Origin of the sequence: Nonomuraea roseoviolacea subsp. carminata (assembly GCF_024172185.1) — a bacterium.
Classification (GTDB): domain Bacteria; phylum Actinomycetota; class Actinomycetes; order Streptosporangiales; family Streptosporangiaceae; genus Nonomuraea; species Nonomuraea roseoviolacea.
Map to the genome: position 1 here is coordinate 4559351 of NZ_JAMZEC010000001.1, position 14500 is coordinate 4573850.

15 protein-coding genes are annotated in these 14500 nt (G+C 64.9%); 8 read left to right on the top strand and 7 right to left on the bottom strand.

Features of this window, described 5'->3' with window-relative positions; all coding sequences use genetic code 11:
* Window positions 1-10 precede the first annotated feature (10 nt).
* The 8 genes from HD595_RS21285 to HD595_RS21315 all read left to right on the top strand — a co-directional run bounded on the left by HD595_RS21285 (window position 11) and on the right by HD595_RS21315 (window position 6026).
* Window positions 11-340, top strand: a complete 330-nt coding sequence (locus HD595_RS21285) for an SCO3933 family regulatory protein (RefSeq protein ID WP_253771626.1) — start codon at window positions 11-13, stop codon at window positions 338-340.
* A complete protein-coding gene (locus tag HD595_RS21290; protein WP_253771628.1) occupies window positions 333-1655 on the top strand; it encodes an FtsK/SpoIIIE domain-containing protein in 1323 nt (440 codons plus the stop codon). The genes HD595_RS21285 and HD595_RS21290 overlap by 8 nt, the downstream gene beginning before the upstream one ends.
* 25 nt (window positions 1656-1680) lie before the next feature.
* The gene (locus HD595_RS21295; RefSeq protein ID WP_253771630.1) at window positions 1681-2361 is read left to right on the top strand and encodes a DUF2637 domain-containing protein; all 681 of its coding nucleotides are present in this window, start codon (window positions 1681-1683) and stop codon (window positions 2359-2361) included.
* A 376-nt stretch (window positions 2362-2737) separates the two neighbouring features.
* Window positions 2738-2908 carry a hypothetical protein gene (locus HD595_RS21300; protein ID WP_253771632.1) on the top strand — a complete coding sequence of 57 codons (171 nt, stop codon included), beginning with the start codon at window positions 2738-2740 and terminating at the stop codon, window positions 2906-2908.
* Complete coding sequence (locus HD595_RS45955; protein ID WP_301309551.1) at window positions 2905-3027, top strand: hypothetical protein; 123 nt, start codon at window positions 2905-2907, stop codon at window positions 3025-3027. Before HD595_RS21300 ends, HD595_RS45955 begins: the two co-directional genes overlap by 4 nt.
* Window positions 3028-3146: 119 nt before the next feature.
* A complete protein-coding gene (locus tag HD595_RS21305) occupies window positions 3147-4481 on the top strand; it encodes a replication initiator (RefSeq protein WP_253771633.1) in 1335 nt (444 codons plus the stop codon).
* Window positions 4474-4665, top strand: a complete 192-nt coding sequence (locus tag HD595_RS21310) for a helix-turn-helix transcriptional regulator (RefSeq protein WP_253771635.1) — start codon at window positions 4474-4476, stop codon at window positions 4663-4665. The genes HD595_RS21305 and HD595_RS21310 overlap by 8 nt, the downstream gene beginning before the upstream one ends.
* Window positions 4662-6026 carry a tyrosine-type recombinase/integrase gene (locus tag HD595_RS21315; protein ID WP_253771638.1) on the top strand — a complete coding sequence of 455 codons (1365 nt, stop codon included), beginning with the start codon at window positions 4662-4664 and terminating at the stop codon, window positions 6024-6026. Before HD595_RS21310 ends, HD595_RS21315 begins: the two co-directional genes overlap by 4 nt.
* 80 nt (window positions 6027-6106) lie before the next feature.
* Here the strand turns inward: HD595_RS21315 and HD595_RS21320 are convergent, their stop codons facing one another.
* The 7 genes from HD595_RS21320 to HD595_RS21350 form a co-directional block, all read right to left on the bottom strand.
* Window positions 6107-6646 carry a hypothetical protein gene (locus tag HD595_RS21320; protein ID WP_253771640.1) on the bottom strand — a complete coding sequence of 180 codons (540 nt, stop codon included), beginning with the start codon at window positions 6644-6646 and terminating at the stop codon, window positions 6107-6109.
* Window positions 6647-6654: 8 nt separating this feature from the next.
* Entirely contained in the window at window positions 6655-8688 is a 2034-nt protein-coding gene (locus HD595_RS21325; protein WP_253771642.1) for a hypothetical protein, read from the bottom strand.
* Window positions 8688-8978, bottom strand: coding sequence for a hypothetical protein (locus HD595_RS21330; RefSeq protein WP_253771644.1), 291 nt, complete (start codon window positions 8976-8978; stop codon window positions 8688-8690). Before HD595_RS21330 ends, HD595_RS21325 begins: the two co-directional genes overlap by 1 nt.
* Window positions 8979-9099: 121 nt before the next feature.
* Complete coding sequence (locus tag HD595_RS21335; protein WP_253771646.1) at window positions 9100-9750, bottom strand: HAD family hydrolase; 651 nt, start codon at window positions 9748-9750, stop codon at window positions 9100-9102.
* 425 nt (window positions 9751-10175) lie between these two features.
* Window positions 10176-12164, bottom strand: a complete 1989-nt coding sequence (locus tag HD595_RS21340; RefSeq protein ID WP_253771648.1) for a hypothetical protein — start codon at window positions 12162-12164, stop codon at window positions 10176-10178.
* On the bottom strand, window positions 12161-13321 hold the full coding sequence (locus HD595_RS21345) for a 5'-methylthioadenosine/S-adenosylhomocysteine nucleosidase family protein (protein ID WP_253771649.1): 1161 nt from the start codon (window positions 13319-13321) through the stop codon (window positions 12161-12163). The genes HD595_RS21340 and HD595_RS21345 overlap by 4 nt, the downstream gene beginning before the upstream one ends.
* Window positions 13318-14088 carry an NUDIX hydrolase gene (locus tag HD595_RS21350; RefSeq protein ID WP_253771651.1) on the bottom strand — a complete coding sequence of 257 codons (771 nt, stop codon included), beginning with the start codon at window positions 14086-14088 and terminating at the stop codon, window positions 13318-13320. The genes HD595_RS21345 and HD595_RS21350 overlap by 4 nt, the downstream gene beginning before the upstream one ends.
* Between the last annotated feature and the right edge of the window lie 412 nt (window positions 14089-14500).

Below are 14500 nucleotides of genomic sequence, written 5' to 3' on the forward strand. Positions count from 1 at the left end.
GGAATCCGCCATGCGCACCGTCCCCATCCCTGTGGACACCAGCAAGCTCACGATCACCTGCGTGAAGGCCCCGCGGCCTCGCGTGCTCAACAAGGACACCGGCGAGATCAAGACCGACAAGAACGGCAACACCGTCTACGAGGTCACCGTCTCGGTCGAGGACGAGTTCGGCCGGATTGAACTCGTCAAGATCGGCATCACTGGAGAGCCGCCCATCACCGCCGGCGACCCGGTCAACGCCGTCGGCCTGGTCGGCTACGTCTGGGAGATCGCCGGCCGCTGGGGGATCAGCTACCGCGCCTCCGCGCTGCTCCCGCTACGGGAGGCCGCCGGTGTCTGACCTGCTCACCCTGCTCGGAGTCTCGGCCGCCATCGCGGTCGGGCTCTGGGCCTGGCACCACTGGCACTACCGCTCCTTCTGGCTCGCCCTCGGCTACCCGCTGGTCGCGATCAGCGTGTGGGCCACCTGGCGCAAGGTCGCCCTCGGCTGCGGGCTCACCAAGAAGCGGCAGCGCTTCTGGTTCACCACCGTCCCGGGCCTGGTCGCCTCGACCGGCGTCGTCCGCGTCAAGCGCAAGTTCCAGCGCATCGCCGTGGACACCAAGCCGTTCATGTGGCTGCCGATGCCGACCCGACACGGCTGGCGCGTCACCATCCACACCCTCGAAGGACAGATCCCGGCCGACTACGCCGAGGTGGCCGAACGGCTCGCACACTCCTGGGGCGTGCACGCCGTCCGCGTCTCCTCGCCCCGCCCCGGCCGGGTCGTCCTCGCCACCACGATGCGCGACCCGCTGGTCAAGGTTGCCGACTTGCCGGCCTCGACCGAACTCCTCAAGGTCACTGTGGGCAAGCTGGAGACCGGCAGGCCGTGGGTGGTCGACTTCACGACCGTCCCGCACTGGATCAACGCCGGAGCGACCCAGTCGGGCAAGTCCAACCTGGCCAACGCGCTCATCGTCGGCCTGGCCCCGCAACCCGTGGCGCTGGTCGGGTTCGACCTCAAAGGAGGGGTGGAATTCACCCCGTACGCGCCGCGCCTGTCCGCGCTGGCCACCACCAGGACCGAATGCGGGACCCTGCTCGACGACCTGGTCACACTCATGGCCGACCGGATGGGCGTGTGCCGGATGGCCGGAGCTCGCAACATCTGGCAACTCCCACCCGCCGTACGGCCCGTCCCGATCGTCGTCCTGGTCGACGAACTGGCCGAGCTGTACCTCATGGCCGACAAGAGTGAGAAAGACGAGATCGCCAAAGCCTCCACCGCGCTGCTACGGGTGGCTCAGCTCGGGCGGGCGTTCGGCATCTACCTCTTCTGCTGCGGCCAGCGCATCGGCTCCGACCTCGGGCCCGGCGTCACCGCCCTCCGGGCCCAGTGCTCGGGACGGATCTGCCACCGGGTCAACGACCCGGAGACCGCCACCATGACGCTCGGAGACCTCGACCCGGCCGCCCTCGTGTCCGCCCGCGCCATCCCGGCCGAGACACCCGGCGTCGCCATCGTCGCCGGCCAGGACGGCCAGTGGTACCGCGCCCGCTCCTTCTACGTCACCGAGCAGGCCGCCGAACACGCCGCCCGCACTCACGCCCACCTCGCCCCGGCCTGGGACGAGGTCATGGCCGCCCAACCGCACGAGATACCCGCCGCCTGACCGCACCAACGAAGGGAGGACACCGATGCGACACCTCGCCGCATGGCTCGTGGACACCGGCCCCGTCCTCGTCCTGGCCCTCATCGCGGGCGCGGGCTCGTTCGCCCACATCCGCGACACCGCCAGCGAACACGGCCAGACCGGCTGGATGTCCTGGGCCATCGCCGTCTGCATCGACCTCACCTGCGTCATGGCCGCCCGCGAACGCCAACGCGACAAGAAGACCGGCCGTGAACGGCGCGGCCCGATCTCCTGGCCCGTCCTCGTCCTGACCGGCGGAATTGTCCTGTCCCTGGCCGCCAACCTGGCCCAAGCCGAACCGACCGCCTGGGGCTGGATCACCGCCGCGACACCCGCGGGGGCGTTTCTCGTCGCCGTCTCGATGCTCGAACGACGGGCTTGCGCTTCGCGTCCGCAGGACGCCCCGCAGACGTCTCCGGTCACAGGCTCGGCGTCCCCGGCCGTCCCCGAGACGTCCTCAGCGGTCCCAGACCGTCGCGCTCTCGTCCCCGCCGGCGAGGACGGCCAGGACGACGGGCCCGCACCCGACCCGGCCCTCGTCGACTACGCCCGGCGGGTGGCCGACGAGCACACCGCCAAGCACGGCAGACCCATCACCCGCGACCTGCTCCGCGCCCGCCTGGGCGTCTCCAACCAACTCGCCGCCGATCTGCTCCGCACCATCCACCCCGCACCAACCCCGTGAAAGGACAGCAGCCGATGCCCGACCCACAGGCGCGACTGGCGCTCGTAGCCGGCCTTCGCGCCCTCGCCCAACTCATCCACGACCGCCCCGACATCCCGGCACCTCACCGGGTCGACGTCTACCACTTGGCCCAGAGAGCGTCCGACGACGAGATGCGGGCCGAGATCGACCACATCGCGGCGCTGCTCGGCACCACGACCGAAGAGCGCAACGGCCACTACTCGACCTTCATCCGGCTCGGCGCCGTCGAGTACCAGGCCACCGCCCATCCTCGCCGACTCCCGCGCCCGTCATGCAGCCGCCGAAGCCGCTTACCGGACCGTCTACGACTCCACCGACACCGACCCCGGCCCCACGGCCTGAAGGGATCACAGCCATGAAGATTCGCCTCGACGGCACCCGCCCCGAGATCTCCTACAGCATGTTCCGGCTCCGCGAGATCTTCACCGTCACCTCGGTATCTCGCGCCTACCCGAACCGGCACCGCCCGCGCCAGTACCACATCTACGTCAGCATTGTCCCGCGCGAGACGGACCACAGCCGATGACCAGCGACGTCACGGTCATCCACTACCGCTGCTGCACCTGCAACGGCACCGGTTTGGACGACGACCGCGACACCTGCCGCGACTGCACCGGCACCGGCATCGACAACCACAGCGCATAGCCGTAGCGCCCCCCGCCTGGCCACACATCCGCCAAGATCCGCGCCAGGCCGGGGGCCATCCACCCAGAACACTGGATAGGACGGAACCCATCTTGCCCCACCCACACGCACTCGCTGGGATGATCACCCGGCTCCACGACCCGAACTACGACCGCTGGGCCCACCAGATCAAGCGCACGGGCGGCTGCCGCCAGCCCATCCACCTGCGCGGCAAGGTCGAACACTACGACCGCGCAACCGGCCGGCTCCTGCACCGCTATAGCACGCTCAAGGAACCGGACGGCGTCCTGCGGGTGCCGTGCAAGACCCGCCGCGCCTCCCGCTGCCCAGCCTGCGCCGAGACCTACCGCGCCGACACCTACCAGCTCGTCCGGGCGGGCCTGGTCGGCGGCAAGGGCGTCCCCGAGACGGTCGCCGCGCACCCGGCGCTGTTCGTGACACTCACCGCGCCGTCGTTCGGCACGGTGCACGTCCGACGGGAGAAGAACGGCAAGGTCCTGCCCTGCCACGCCCGCCGAGACGGCAAGACCTGCCCACACGGACACGTCATGTCCTGCACGGCACGTCACGCGGCCAATGACCCGCACCTCGGCGAGCCCCTCTGCCCGGACTGCTACGACTACGAAGGCTCGGTGCTATTCAACGCAGTAGCTCCCGAGCTATGGCGCCGCTTCACCGAAGCCCTCCGCCGACGCTTTGCCCGCCTCTTCGGACTCACACTGCGCGAGTTGCGCGAACAGCTCACCATCTCCTTCGCCAAGGTCGCCGAGTACCAGCGCCGCGGCGTCGTCCACTTCCACGCCGTCATCCGCCTCGACGGCCCCATCGGACCTACCTCGCCGCCTCCAGCGTGGGCCACCGCCGACGCCTTGGAGCAAGCCGTCCAGCATGCGGCCGGCGCAATCACCGTTGAGGTCGAGCCACTGGCCCGCATCTTCCGCTGGGGCACCCAGCTCGACGTCCGCCCCATCACCATGAACGGCGACCTCACCGAACAAGCGGTCGCCGCCTACATCGCCAAGTACGCCACCAAGGCGGCTGAATGCGTCGGCACACTCGATCGGCGCATCCACACCATCGACGAGCTGGCCCTGTACCCGCTGCGCGAACACGCCCATCGCCTCATCGCCGAATGCCTCCGCCTGGGTGCCCTCGACGACCTAGCCGACCTTCGCCTCACCCAGTGGGCCCACATGCTGGGCTTCCGCGGCCACTTCTCCACCAAGAGCCGCCGCTACTCCACCACCCTCGGCGCCCTCCGCGCCGCCCGGGAGGAACACCAGCGAACAGAGGAGATCACCACCGGCCGCTTGCCCCTCTTCGACGAGGACACCGTCCTGGTCATCGCCCACTGGCAGTACGCCGGCAAGGGCCTCTCCCTGGGCGACCAACTCCTCGCCGCCGCACTCACCGGCACCAGTCTGTCGTACGCGGGCGGTGGTTCTGATGAGTAGGCAGGACAAGCTCCTGACCGTTCCCGAGGTGCTCGAAGAACTGGGCGGAGTCTCGCGCCGCACCTTCTACCGCTGGCGCGAACTCGGACGTGCCCCTGCGTGCATCCGGCTCCCTAATGACGAGCTGCGCGTCTGGCGGAGCGATCTCCTGGCCTGGCTCGACTCCCGCCGGGAGGTCGCGTGAACACCACCTACGACGTGAAGCTCAGCCAGATCCAGCAGCGCTCCAACCGCGGCACGCCGACCTACGTCGCCCGCTGGCGGGTGGCCGGCAAGGAGAAGTCCAAGAGCTTCCGCACCAAGGGCCTGGCCAACGCCTTCATGTCCGACTTGCGGCAGGCGGCCAAGGCGGGGGAGGAGTTCGACGTTGTCACCGGCCTGCCGGTGTCGATGCTGGCACCGCAGTCCTCAGGGCCGTCGTTCCTGGAGTTCGCTCAAACGTACGTCCTTCGACGCTGGAGCACCTCAGCCGCCAGGACCCGCGAGACGGACGCGTACGCGCTCCTGACACTCGTCCCTGCCCTGGTGTCCGATGCGCCACGTCGTCCCTCCACCGAGGAGCTCCGGGAGGTCCTTCGGAGCCACGCACTCCTCCCGGAGAAGCGGCGGGCCAGCCTGACCACGGCACAAGCCGCGGCTCTGCACTGGCTGGAGCGGGCATCCCTCCCGCTGTCGGCTCTGGGCGAGGCGCATGTTCTTCGTACGGCCCTCGATGCCATCTCGGTCACTTTCAAAGGTGCGCCGGCGGGCGCGAACACGGTGCGCCGCAAGCGCGCCATTCTCCATCACCTCCTGGAGCACGCAGTGGAGCAAAAGGTGTTCAGCAGCAACCCGCTGGACCAGATCAAGTGGACTGTGCCCAAGGCGGTGACGGTCGTCGATCCTCGTACGGTGGTCAACCCCGCCCAGGCGCGGCAGCTACTCGAGGCCGTACCCAAGGTGGGCCGTAAGCGCGGTGCTCGGCTGAGGGCGTTGTTCGCTTGCATCTACTACGCGGCGCTCCGGCCGGAGGAGGCCGCGGATCTGCGGTTGGAGAACTGCACCTTGCCGGAGTCCGGATGGGGTTTGATCGTTCTGGAGAGGGCTCGACCTCAGGCAACGAGGCGCTGGACCAACTCCGGCGAGACTCACGAGTCGCGCAGCCTGAAGCACCGCGCGGACAAGGAGACGCGAGAGATCCCGATCCCGCCCGTACTGGTCGCCATGCTGCGCGAGCACATCGCCGAGTACGGGACGGCTAAGGACGGCAGGATCTTCCGCACCGGCACCGATGGGACCTATTCCAGCTCGGCGTACTCCTATGTCTGGCAGGAGGCTCGCAAGCTCGCCCTCACCCCGGCGCAGGTGGCCTCGTCCCTGGCAGCTCGTCCGTACGACCTCCGCCACGCCGCCGTCTCGCTCTGGCTGAACGCTGGTGTGCCTGCCCCCGAGGTTGCCAAGCGGGCGGGTCACAGCGTTGACGTCCTGCTGCGCGTCTACGCGAAGTGCATGGACGGCCAACAAGAGCACATCAACAGCAAGATCAACGGCGCACTGAACCTCTAGCGCATTGATGCGGCCCCGGCTTCGGCTGGGGCCGACCCAATTTGTGGATGGGTACGGACCAGTTCCGGCTGTGTCCGGGCTCAACTGCGGGATGGGGAAAGCAACAGTGGCCTGAGCTGCCTGGCGAACTCGATGGCATCGGCGCGCTTGTCGCGGCCCGGAGCGCCTCGGGCGATCCGGACAGACAGCAGCTTGCCGCCGTCACGAGTCCAAGCAAGGGCGTAGGCTCCCACAGATTGCCCGTCCTTGTCTGTTATCGGCGCGCTGAATCCGGGCCCCATTTCTTTTGGCAGGGAGGTGCCCTTATCGCTCACTCTCCTCGCCTCAAGGCCTTGGATGGTGTCGGTTGACGGATCGCGCAGCTCGATCAGCATCCAGGCTGGTTCGGACGCACTCGGGGATCTTTTAATCATGCAGTACGTGAAGTTGCCTGCGGACTCTGTTCCGTCCGCGTAGAAGTCGCTCAGTCCAGTTGCCCGGGTGATGACATCATGAGAGATCAGGCCGCATTCCCGAGGTTCCGCGGTGATGTTGCCCAGCGGCCGGCGATCCTCGGGCGGGGGAGGACTCGAGCATCCAGCCGCGATCAGGAGCCCGGCCAGCGCGATGGACGTCAGCAAGCGTGATCTCATTCATCAGCCTTGGGATGAGGTGGGACTTGCGGGGTGAATCCGCTGTTAACAGCCTGGTCCGTTCCATGAAAAATGCGTGATGCCTTGGAGTGCTGTAACCATTCCAAGTATGCATACTCTTCCGTGGCGTCCATAGCGCTGCGGGGCTTGAGTAGCCCCTTGTCGAACAGGAAATCCCCCTTCGATCCCTTGGCATAGTTCACGAACGCATGCGGGTGTGTGCTGTCCGGGAAAGATGCGTCTCCGAACAGTTCATGCCGTAGCATCGCTCCCGCCGTGAGGTCCTTGAAGAGATTCTGGCTCTCGGTAAGGGTGCTCTCGGCCCTCTCTCGCGCCCTCTTCCCGTCCTCGAATTTGACCTCGTCACCCATAATGCTCTCGATGAACTCATACCCTCCGACGACTTCATCCCCCGCTGGAGTTAGTACGACCTTCAATGTGCTCGTCAAAGCGTCCTTGAACGCTTTGTGTGCCTCGTCTTTTCTGTCTGCCTCCTTTATGTCTGCCAAATTTCCGGCATCGACGACGAGATAAAGCGATCTGCTTAGATCGAATACCTTAGCCTTGAATTCTTCGGCAGCGCTGCCGACCATCGTGTCTTCGATGATCTTCTGGCGCTGCTCGGCGATTTCGGTCTTGGTAGCGTCTGGGTTTTCTCGGATCCATATTTTGAGCGCTTGGTCGTTCGCCTCTTTGATCTGGGCGGCTTGGACGTTGAGGACCAGAAGGCTGTACCGGCTCTGGGCCTTGACAACTGTATTGAGCGCCTTGGGATCGGCGAGCGCCCAGGTCATCATGTTCTTAACGCTGGCGGCTTCGAACAGGGCGCCGTACGGTTGGCTGCCTGGCAGATTGGGATCCGAGTCTGCCAGGGGAGTGACGCCCATGGTCTCTTTCGCGCTGCTCCCTGGGACACGATGGACATCGCTGATATAGGAGGCAAGCACATGTGCGGCGCTTCGCCGCGCGGCGGGGGTGTTCCACTGGGCGCTCTGGCCTGCCCAAAAGTGGACCGCCCACGAGGCAACGAGGGCGGACTTGTATCCTCGAGAGTTTCCCGGAGGTTGCCCGTTATCTCGATATGTTGTTGCTGCCCCCTCGATCGCTCGCCCGATTTCTCGGCCGCTGTCGTCCCAGTTGCGTCGCAGCAGGAAGGCGAGCGGCTTTCGTGCTGGATCGAGGAAGAAGTCCTGCGCAGCCCTTGGATTGTGTGCTAGGGCGGCCGCCAGCCCGGAACCGAAGGCGATAATGTCGCCCTGGCCCGCGTGGCCTCTCTGTGCGTTGTCATAAACCTTATTGGCGACGTCAAGGAGGAACGCATCGTCGAAAGTGCCGTGCCTCAACAACTCGTTGACTACACGACTGTGCCTTACGTCCTGATTGGCGATCAACTGATCGACGTACCCTTTGGGTAACTTCATGTCGCCGACGCCCCGTGATGCCGTTCCCAGGATGGAGCCAAGCGTGTCCATCAGCCGGTCCACATCCGCTGCGGCGCCTGTCCCTTGCTTACTTGCAAGGTTGGAGGCTTGAGCGTGATCGAGCTCTGCAAGGAGTTCCTTGAGCTCTTTGGGCGCCATCTCCTTGGCGAAGGCGATGGCGAAGTAGGGATCGTGCCGATGCTTCTCCAGCGCGTCGAGGGTCTCGTCACTGAGAGGCCGCTGCAAGAAGGGGAAGTTCTGCCGAGCGCGGCGTAGCTCGTCGGCCACCGTTTTTGCGGCCGCTGCGCCTCCGGCTGGTGTGTGGGAGACCCACAGCGACTCGTTCGCCCAGATGAGGCCCTTGTCGAGGCTGATCTTCTGGGTTGCGATGATGAGGTCGAGGCGGCGCTGTAGGTCGGGGATGCGCTCAGCGATTTGAAAGCCGACGTCCCTCAACAAGCCGGGCCCGGACATGCTCATGCCGATCGCCCTTAACGCGCTGTTGATCTGTGCGTCGACTTCCGGCCAGGCGGACTCCAGGCGTTTGATCTCGCCGATCAGCTGGGTCATGAGGGTTGGGTCGATGCCGATCTGGTTGGGAGGGCTCATCAGGAGGGCATCCACGGGGTGTGTGGCCGTAACCCCGCGATCGGGTCCGGGGTGGGCGCGCCGGACTCAGCGTTGACGGGAGTGGCATCGATCAGGGCGAGCGCTCGGTTGAAGACGCTGTTGTAGGCCGCTTGCCAGCCTTGGCAGTCCTCGATGAGCTTGTCCGCGGCCTTGCCCTTCATGGCGCCACTTTCGAGCAGGCCGATGAGCTTGCGCACGTCGTTGGCGTGCTGGTCGCGTAATCGCTCGATCGTGCGCCGAGCGGCGTGGATCTGTTCCTGTGTCGCCATCGTCCGGGTTCCTCTGGACCTTCAAGACGGCTATCCCTTGGATCAATGTGACGATAAGCGGAGCCCTCGCTTGCGTCGAGGGGAACGACAGAAGCGGCATAAGGGACAACGATTGCGTCGACTACTGCGTATCACACAGAATCGCGATTGCCTCGATGACGTCGGTGACCACATGGTCGGCCTGGTGCTCGCCGGCTGTATGCGTTCCTCGGTCGATCCAGATCGCATGTAGACCGACCGTTCGGGCGCCTTCGATGTCTGAGGCGAGGTTGTCGCCGACCATCCAGCCGCCCTCGGCGAGGTTGGCTCCGCACCGCTCGGCGGCTATGTGGAAGAGGTGGGGTTGTGGCTTGCGGATGCCCTCAACTCCGGATACCGCATAGCCGTCAACCGCGTCGGCCAGGCCGGTTCGCAGAAGCTTGCCAAGTTGGTTGTCGGCCATGCCGTTCGTGACGATGCCGACTCGCCACCCCTCGGCGCGCATCTCGGCAAGACCTGCCAGAACGCCTGGGTAGCAGCGTACGAGGTGCGGCATACGCCGGCGGTAGGTCGACCACAGCTCATTGACTGGTTCCGTCAGAGCGAAGTGCTCGCGCACCTTGCCGAAGAAGATCTCTCGATGCGGGTATCCGTCTCGATCCAGAGAGAGGAGCCAGGCCACGCCCTCAGGTCCCAACCGCCGATGCTCGGCGAACTCCTCGGCCCAGCGGAAGAACGCGGCGTCGAGGTCAATGAGAGTCCTGTCGAGGTCGAAGAGGGCGAGGCGCTGCACGAGGTCACCCTAGGGGTGCGCATCTCGGGCCGTGATACAGCGACCTCTGAATCGGGGCGCGACCCCCGTGCCAGGTTCTTACTACATATCTCCGGTGAGCATCTCCATGCTCCGTACGCGGGTGCCTGCAGTGGCCCACGATGTAAGAAGGACCTGCGGTCGGTAAACGCCAGGTCAGAGATGAAATGCCTGATGGAGGGCAGTCCCCGCAGGCTGCGAACTTGCAGCACTCGCTCTCCTAGGAGGGCTGACTTCCGCATCTCGAACTGCGTAAATCCCCGTATACTCGACCACGGTTCTCAAGATCGTCTATCGCGCCAGAGGACAGTCGACACTATTTCGAGTGGCATCATACGTCACGATTCCGTGACTGAAGGCCATCGTCGGCGATAGCGCGCCATTGCTTGGTCCACTTACGGGCTGGCTTAGTCGAACATCCCATGTAGAGTTGTTCTGAGGTCGGCCAGCTTATCTTGCTCGCGCTCTCGTTTGTGACTAATCCATTTCTTGCCTTCGGCGGCGATGCCTTCGAGGACATGCAGGGTGTTTTCAAGTCCGGCAGTGTCGAGTGTCACCTGGGCCACGGTGCGCGCATCTTCCCCTCCACCTGCCTCGGGGTTGGGCGGAGGTCCGGTCACCTCAACCGTGACTGGGTGGCCGTTAACCAAGGTCAGCTCGAATGTTTTGTGGCCGTCATCGGCTTCTGCAGCCTGAACCGCGGCTACGGCGTCGTAGCGGTAGTTGATTCTTTTTCGATCGTGGAAAGTGGCTTTCTCGAAATCGAGCTCGATGGTCATCTGTCGGACGCCGTCCACGGTGAGCAGGAAGACAAGGAGCGTGTATCTGGAATAACGCCAGGGGCCGTTTCGGACGCGTGCCCGTTTGTAGGGAGATGCGGGTGCTTCGATAAACGCGTGGGCGATGACGTTCTGTGGCTTAAGTTTGTAGTGCCGCATCGCCTGCTCCGTCAACACCTTGCGGTCGCAGTCCAGCCAGTACGCCATTTCCCGATCATCCGGTTTGTCGGAGAGCTTGCGTCTCCACCGATCGAAGGCCGCCTGGCGATTCTCCAACAGCCGTTCGGCTTCCTCCTGATCGGCGGCGTACCTCTTGTATTCCAAGAGGATACGCAACCAGCCGTCGACGGCGACCCAGCCTGCTGCCGCGGCAATGAGTGCAGCGCCGACGACAGAGAAGGGTGCGGTGTTCAGCCCGCCCCAGGTCATCCAGGCCGCACCGGCGCCGATGGCCATGGCGCCGAAGGTCACGCGCGCCTTCATGGACGCGGGTACCCGGAGCCGGTTGCGGTGCTCCCACAGCTGACCCCTTTGCCAGCGATCCTTCACGTCGCTAACGAGGTATCGAATGAGCCACGCGACTCGTTTGGCGTCGATCCTGCTCTCGCGGTACAGCTCGACGACCTCATCCCGCAAGGCCTGACGAATGCTAGCCGTCAGCGTCAGCCATGCGGCTCTATCCGTGTTGCGCGGCACGTACCGTGCGAAATAGTCAGCGAACTCTCGGTCGATCCGGCTCGCGAAGCCCTTCCCCACCGGTTGCTTCACGGCCTGTTCGTTGTCCTTGGCGCGAAGGCGTACGACCCGGAAACGCCATTCCACACCCTCACGCGCGCATCCGTATAAGCCCCCTGTGACGAGTAGCAGGGCTAGAGCAGCCGCCGGCCACGAGTGCTGCCAGGCTTGGACGCTGATATGACCTACGGCCGCCAATGTGAGGGCCGTGGTGCTTACGGACAACATCCAGATGCCGATCGTAGTGTCGGGCGGACGCGGCTGCCGTACGCGTGGTCCGATCGGCTCTGGCTGGAAGAACTTCCAGACGCGTTGCAGACGTTGTCGATCGCATTGATCCTGCTTGGCTTTGTCCAAAGCACGCGTCCAGATGGCGTCTTGAATGGGGCCGTGCAAGAACATCTCGAGGTGACGGACGATCTCGTTGCGCCGGTCTTCATTCAGCTCGCTGAGTTGTTTCTCGATGACGGAGTAATCGACGTCGCCCTCCTGGAGGGAGGCCAGGAGGCGGTTGATTACCCTGATCGCGTGAGTCCACTCGTCGTCGATGCAGTCGATGACCGCCTTTTGGGCGAAGGCAAGAGGGGCAAGGTCCTCCTTCGGGACCTGCTGAAGCGTCCGTCCGCTCAACAGTGCGAGCAGAAAATAGAAGCAGGAACGGCTGGTGACGTATCCGTCCATGACGGCTTCGCCGATATGCTCCCTCGCCCTTCCTGACATGCCGCCGCTCAGGCAGCGCAGCCCTACCTCGAACCGCTGCTCCGGCGAGGCGCCCATCGGTACCTGGTACACGTAGACGTCGCCATGCACAGTCTCGGTCTGGATACCGACGGTGGCAGATCCGTCAGCGATATTGGTTCTTCCGGTACCAGGATGGCTCATGAGCCGCCCCTGATGGCGGTGATCACCGATGTCACCATCGAGGCCAGCTCGGCCAGGTCCATCAGCAGGCCCCGCAATTTTTTGAGCGCAATCATGGCGCGGTTCTTGCCCTGTTCGGTGTCCGTCGACAAGGACTCGGTGACGACGCTGAGTTCCTTCGCGGCCGCGGCGAAGGTGTCCTCGTCAACGGTCCCCGCCGTCCGTGCCCGCATCAGCTCGTCGCGGAGCTCCGCGAGGAGTGTCGTTGCGTCGGCGGCGGGCTCGGGCGACTGTCCCACCGAGACATTGCCGTAGATCGCCCCTGCTTGCAGGCCTACCCGCGCGTAGCCGCGGGCGATATTCCGCACGGTCTCCGTCATGCGCCTGTCTTCCGCCTTTCTCAATGACGCAGTACGCGACTTGCTATGTGGCTGCTGGGCAAGTTCAGCGGCGAGGGCAGTGGCGAAGGCCGCGGCGTTGATGACCGCCCTCGGTTGCCAGTTCGCGCCATCGGTGGTGACTTTGGTGCCGTCGGCCCGGTCGCTGACGCCACGCACCACGATCATCGGCAGTGACCTGTTGAAGTGGGCAGCCTGGGCCACACCGGCGGCCTCCATCTCGATTGCCAGCGCGTCGTTGTAGGTTTGGCGAACCCATTGGGCATGTCGGGAGATAGCGGAGTCCTGCACGACCTCGCCGGCTGCGATCGGTCCAAAGCGCACTTTCGGGATGTCCGCACCCTCGGGAAGGCGTCGAGTCCAGGTGCCGCTGCGTTCAAGATGATGCGCTCGCTGCGCAGCCTCGTGTGAGATCTCCCAGACGCGGGGGCGTGCCTTGAAACCTTCGTCCTCGCTTGTGCCCCCGTGGTATGCGTAGACATGGGTGGCGACCACCACATCGCCAAGGCCGATCTGCGGCCACAGGCGGCCAGCTACCCCGACGAACAGCAATGCGAGGGGATCGAACTCGCTGATCGCCCGTTCGGCGAGCACTGCGGCGGGGTGGTTGCCCTTGCCTACCAGTCCCAGGACCACTCGGCACTCGCCGTCTGCCAGGTAGCCCACCTCAAACAAGGTGCCGGCACGGTGGTGATGCGTTCGCAGGCCGGTCAGATGTCTGCGAACGGCCTCATACTCCAGATCTAACGCCGTGAGGATCACAACAGGGCGCTCGTTCATGTGCGCTCGCCTCCTTCGGGGGCGATCTCAACAGCGTGACCGCCGGAAACCGTGTGTTCGATCTGAGCTGACCGGACCATGGGCGGGTACAAGGCCTGGATCGGTCCAGCTTTGAACAGGCGGGCGGGGCGGCCGTTTTGTGGACGCCGCATGGGGCCGGCCGCAACGATAAAGCCGCGGGCGTTCTGGACCTTGCGGTAGAAGTTGCGAGGATCGAGTCCGACTCCCCACACCGCCTCGTATACCTGCTGAAGTTCGGAGATCGTGAACGTCTCACCACAGAAGGCCGTGGCGAGCGATGTGTGTTCGAGCTTGGTCCGGGCCCGCTCGACACCGTCGGCAAGGATGCGTCGGTGATCAAATGCCAGCTTCACGTGCGCGGGTATGGACAGGACGTCCTCCACCGGCGTCCAACAGGCACTGACCGCGTCCGTACCGGCGATGGGGTCCGGTAACCGGGGCGCGATAGCCAGGTGAGAGACCGAGACCACCCGCCCGCGGGGGTCACGCCCTGGCTCCCCGTACACGCCGATCACCTCCAGATGCACGTCGAACAAGCCGGCTTCCTCTGCCAACTCCCGGCGTGCTGCCGCTTCGATGGCCTCACCTTCGTCGTGCAGGAAGCCGCCCGGCAGGGCAAACGCTCCCTGATAGGGCTCTACGCCACGTTCGACGAGTAGGACGTGCAGGCGGGCGTCGCGCAGAGTCAAGATCACCAAATCAACCGCTAGCAGAACGCTTGGCGGCTCCCAACCATCGTCGGTCATGAAGGGACCATAGCTTTTTGTCAAACTGACAGGAACTTGCTAAGTGGTGATACCTATCGCGCCATCAACGGTTCGCCGCGGACACATCCGTCCCAAACGGCTTCGAGGCATTGATACGCGGCCTGGCTTGCCTCGATGCTGAACCGGATCCATCGCTCGATGTCTGCATCAACCATGCACAGGCGGATTACGCAGCCCCTGGCGGAGCTGGAACGGTACTGGTCGGGCTGGTACGGGAAGTGCTCGGCGGAGCGCTGAGATGGTGATGAGCGTGCCGTGCCAGGGCTATTAGGTGACGACTCGTAGGCGTAGGCGGCCATCATTGATCACGTATCTGACGATAGCGAACAGGCGTGCCGCAAGCGTTCGCGTCGTGGTGGCGGACGCTGATAGGACAAATGAGCCTCGAGCG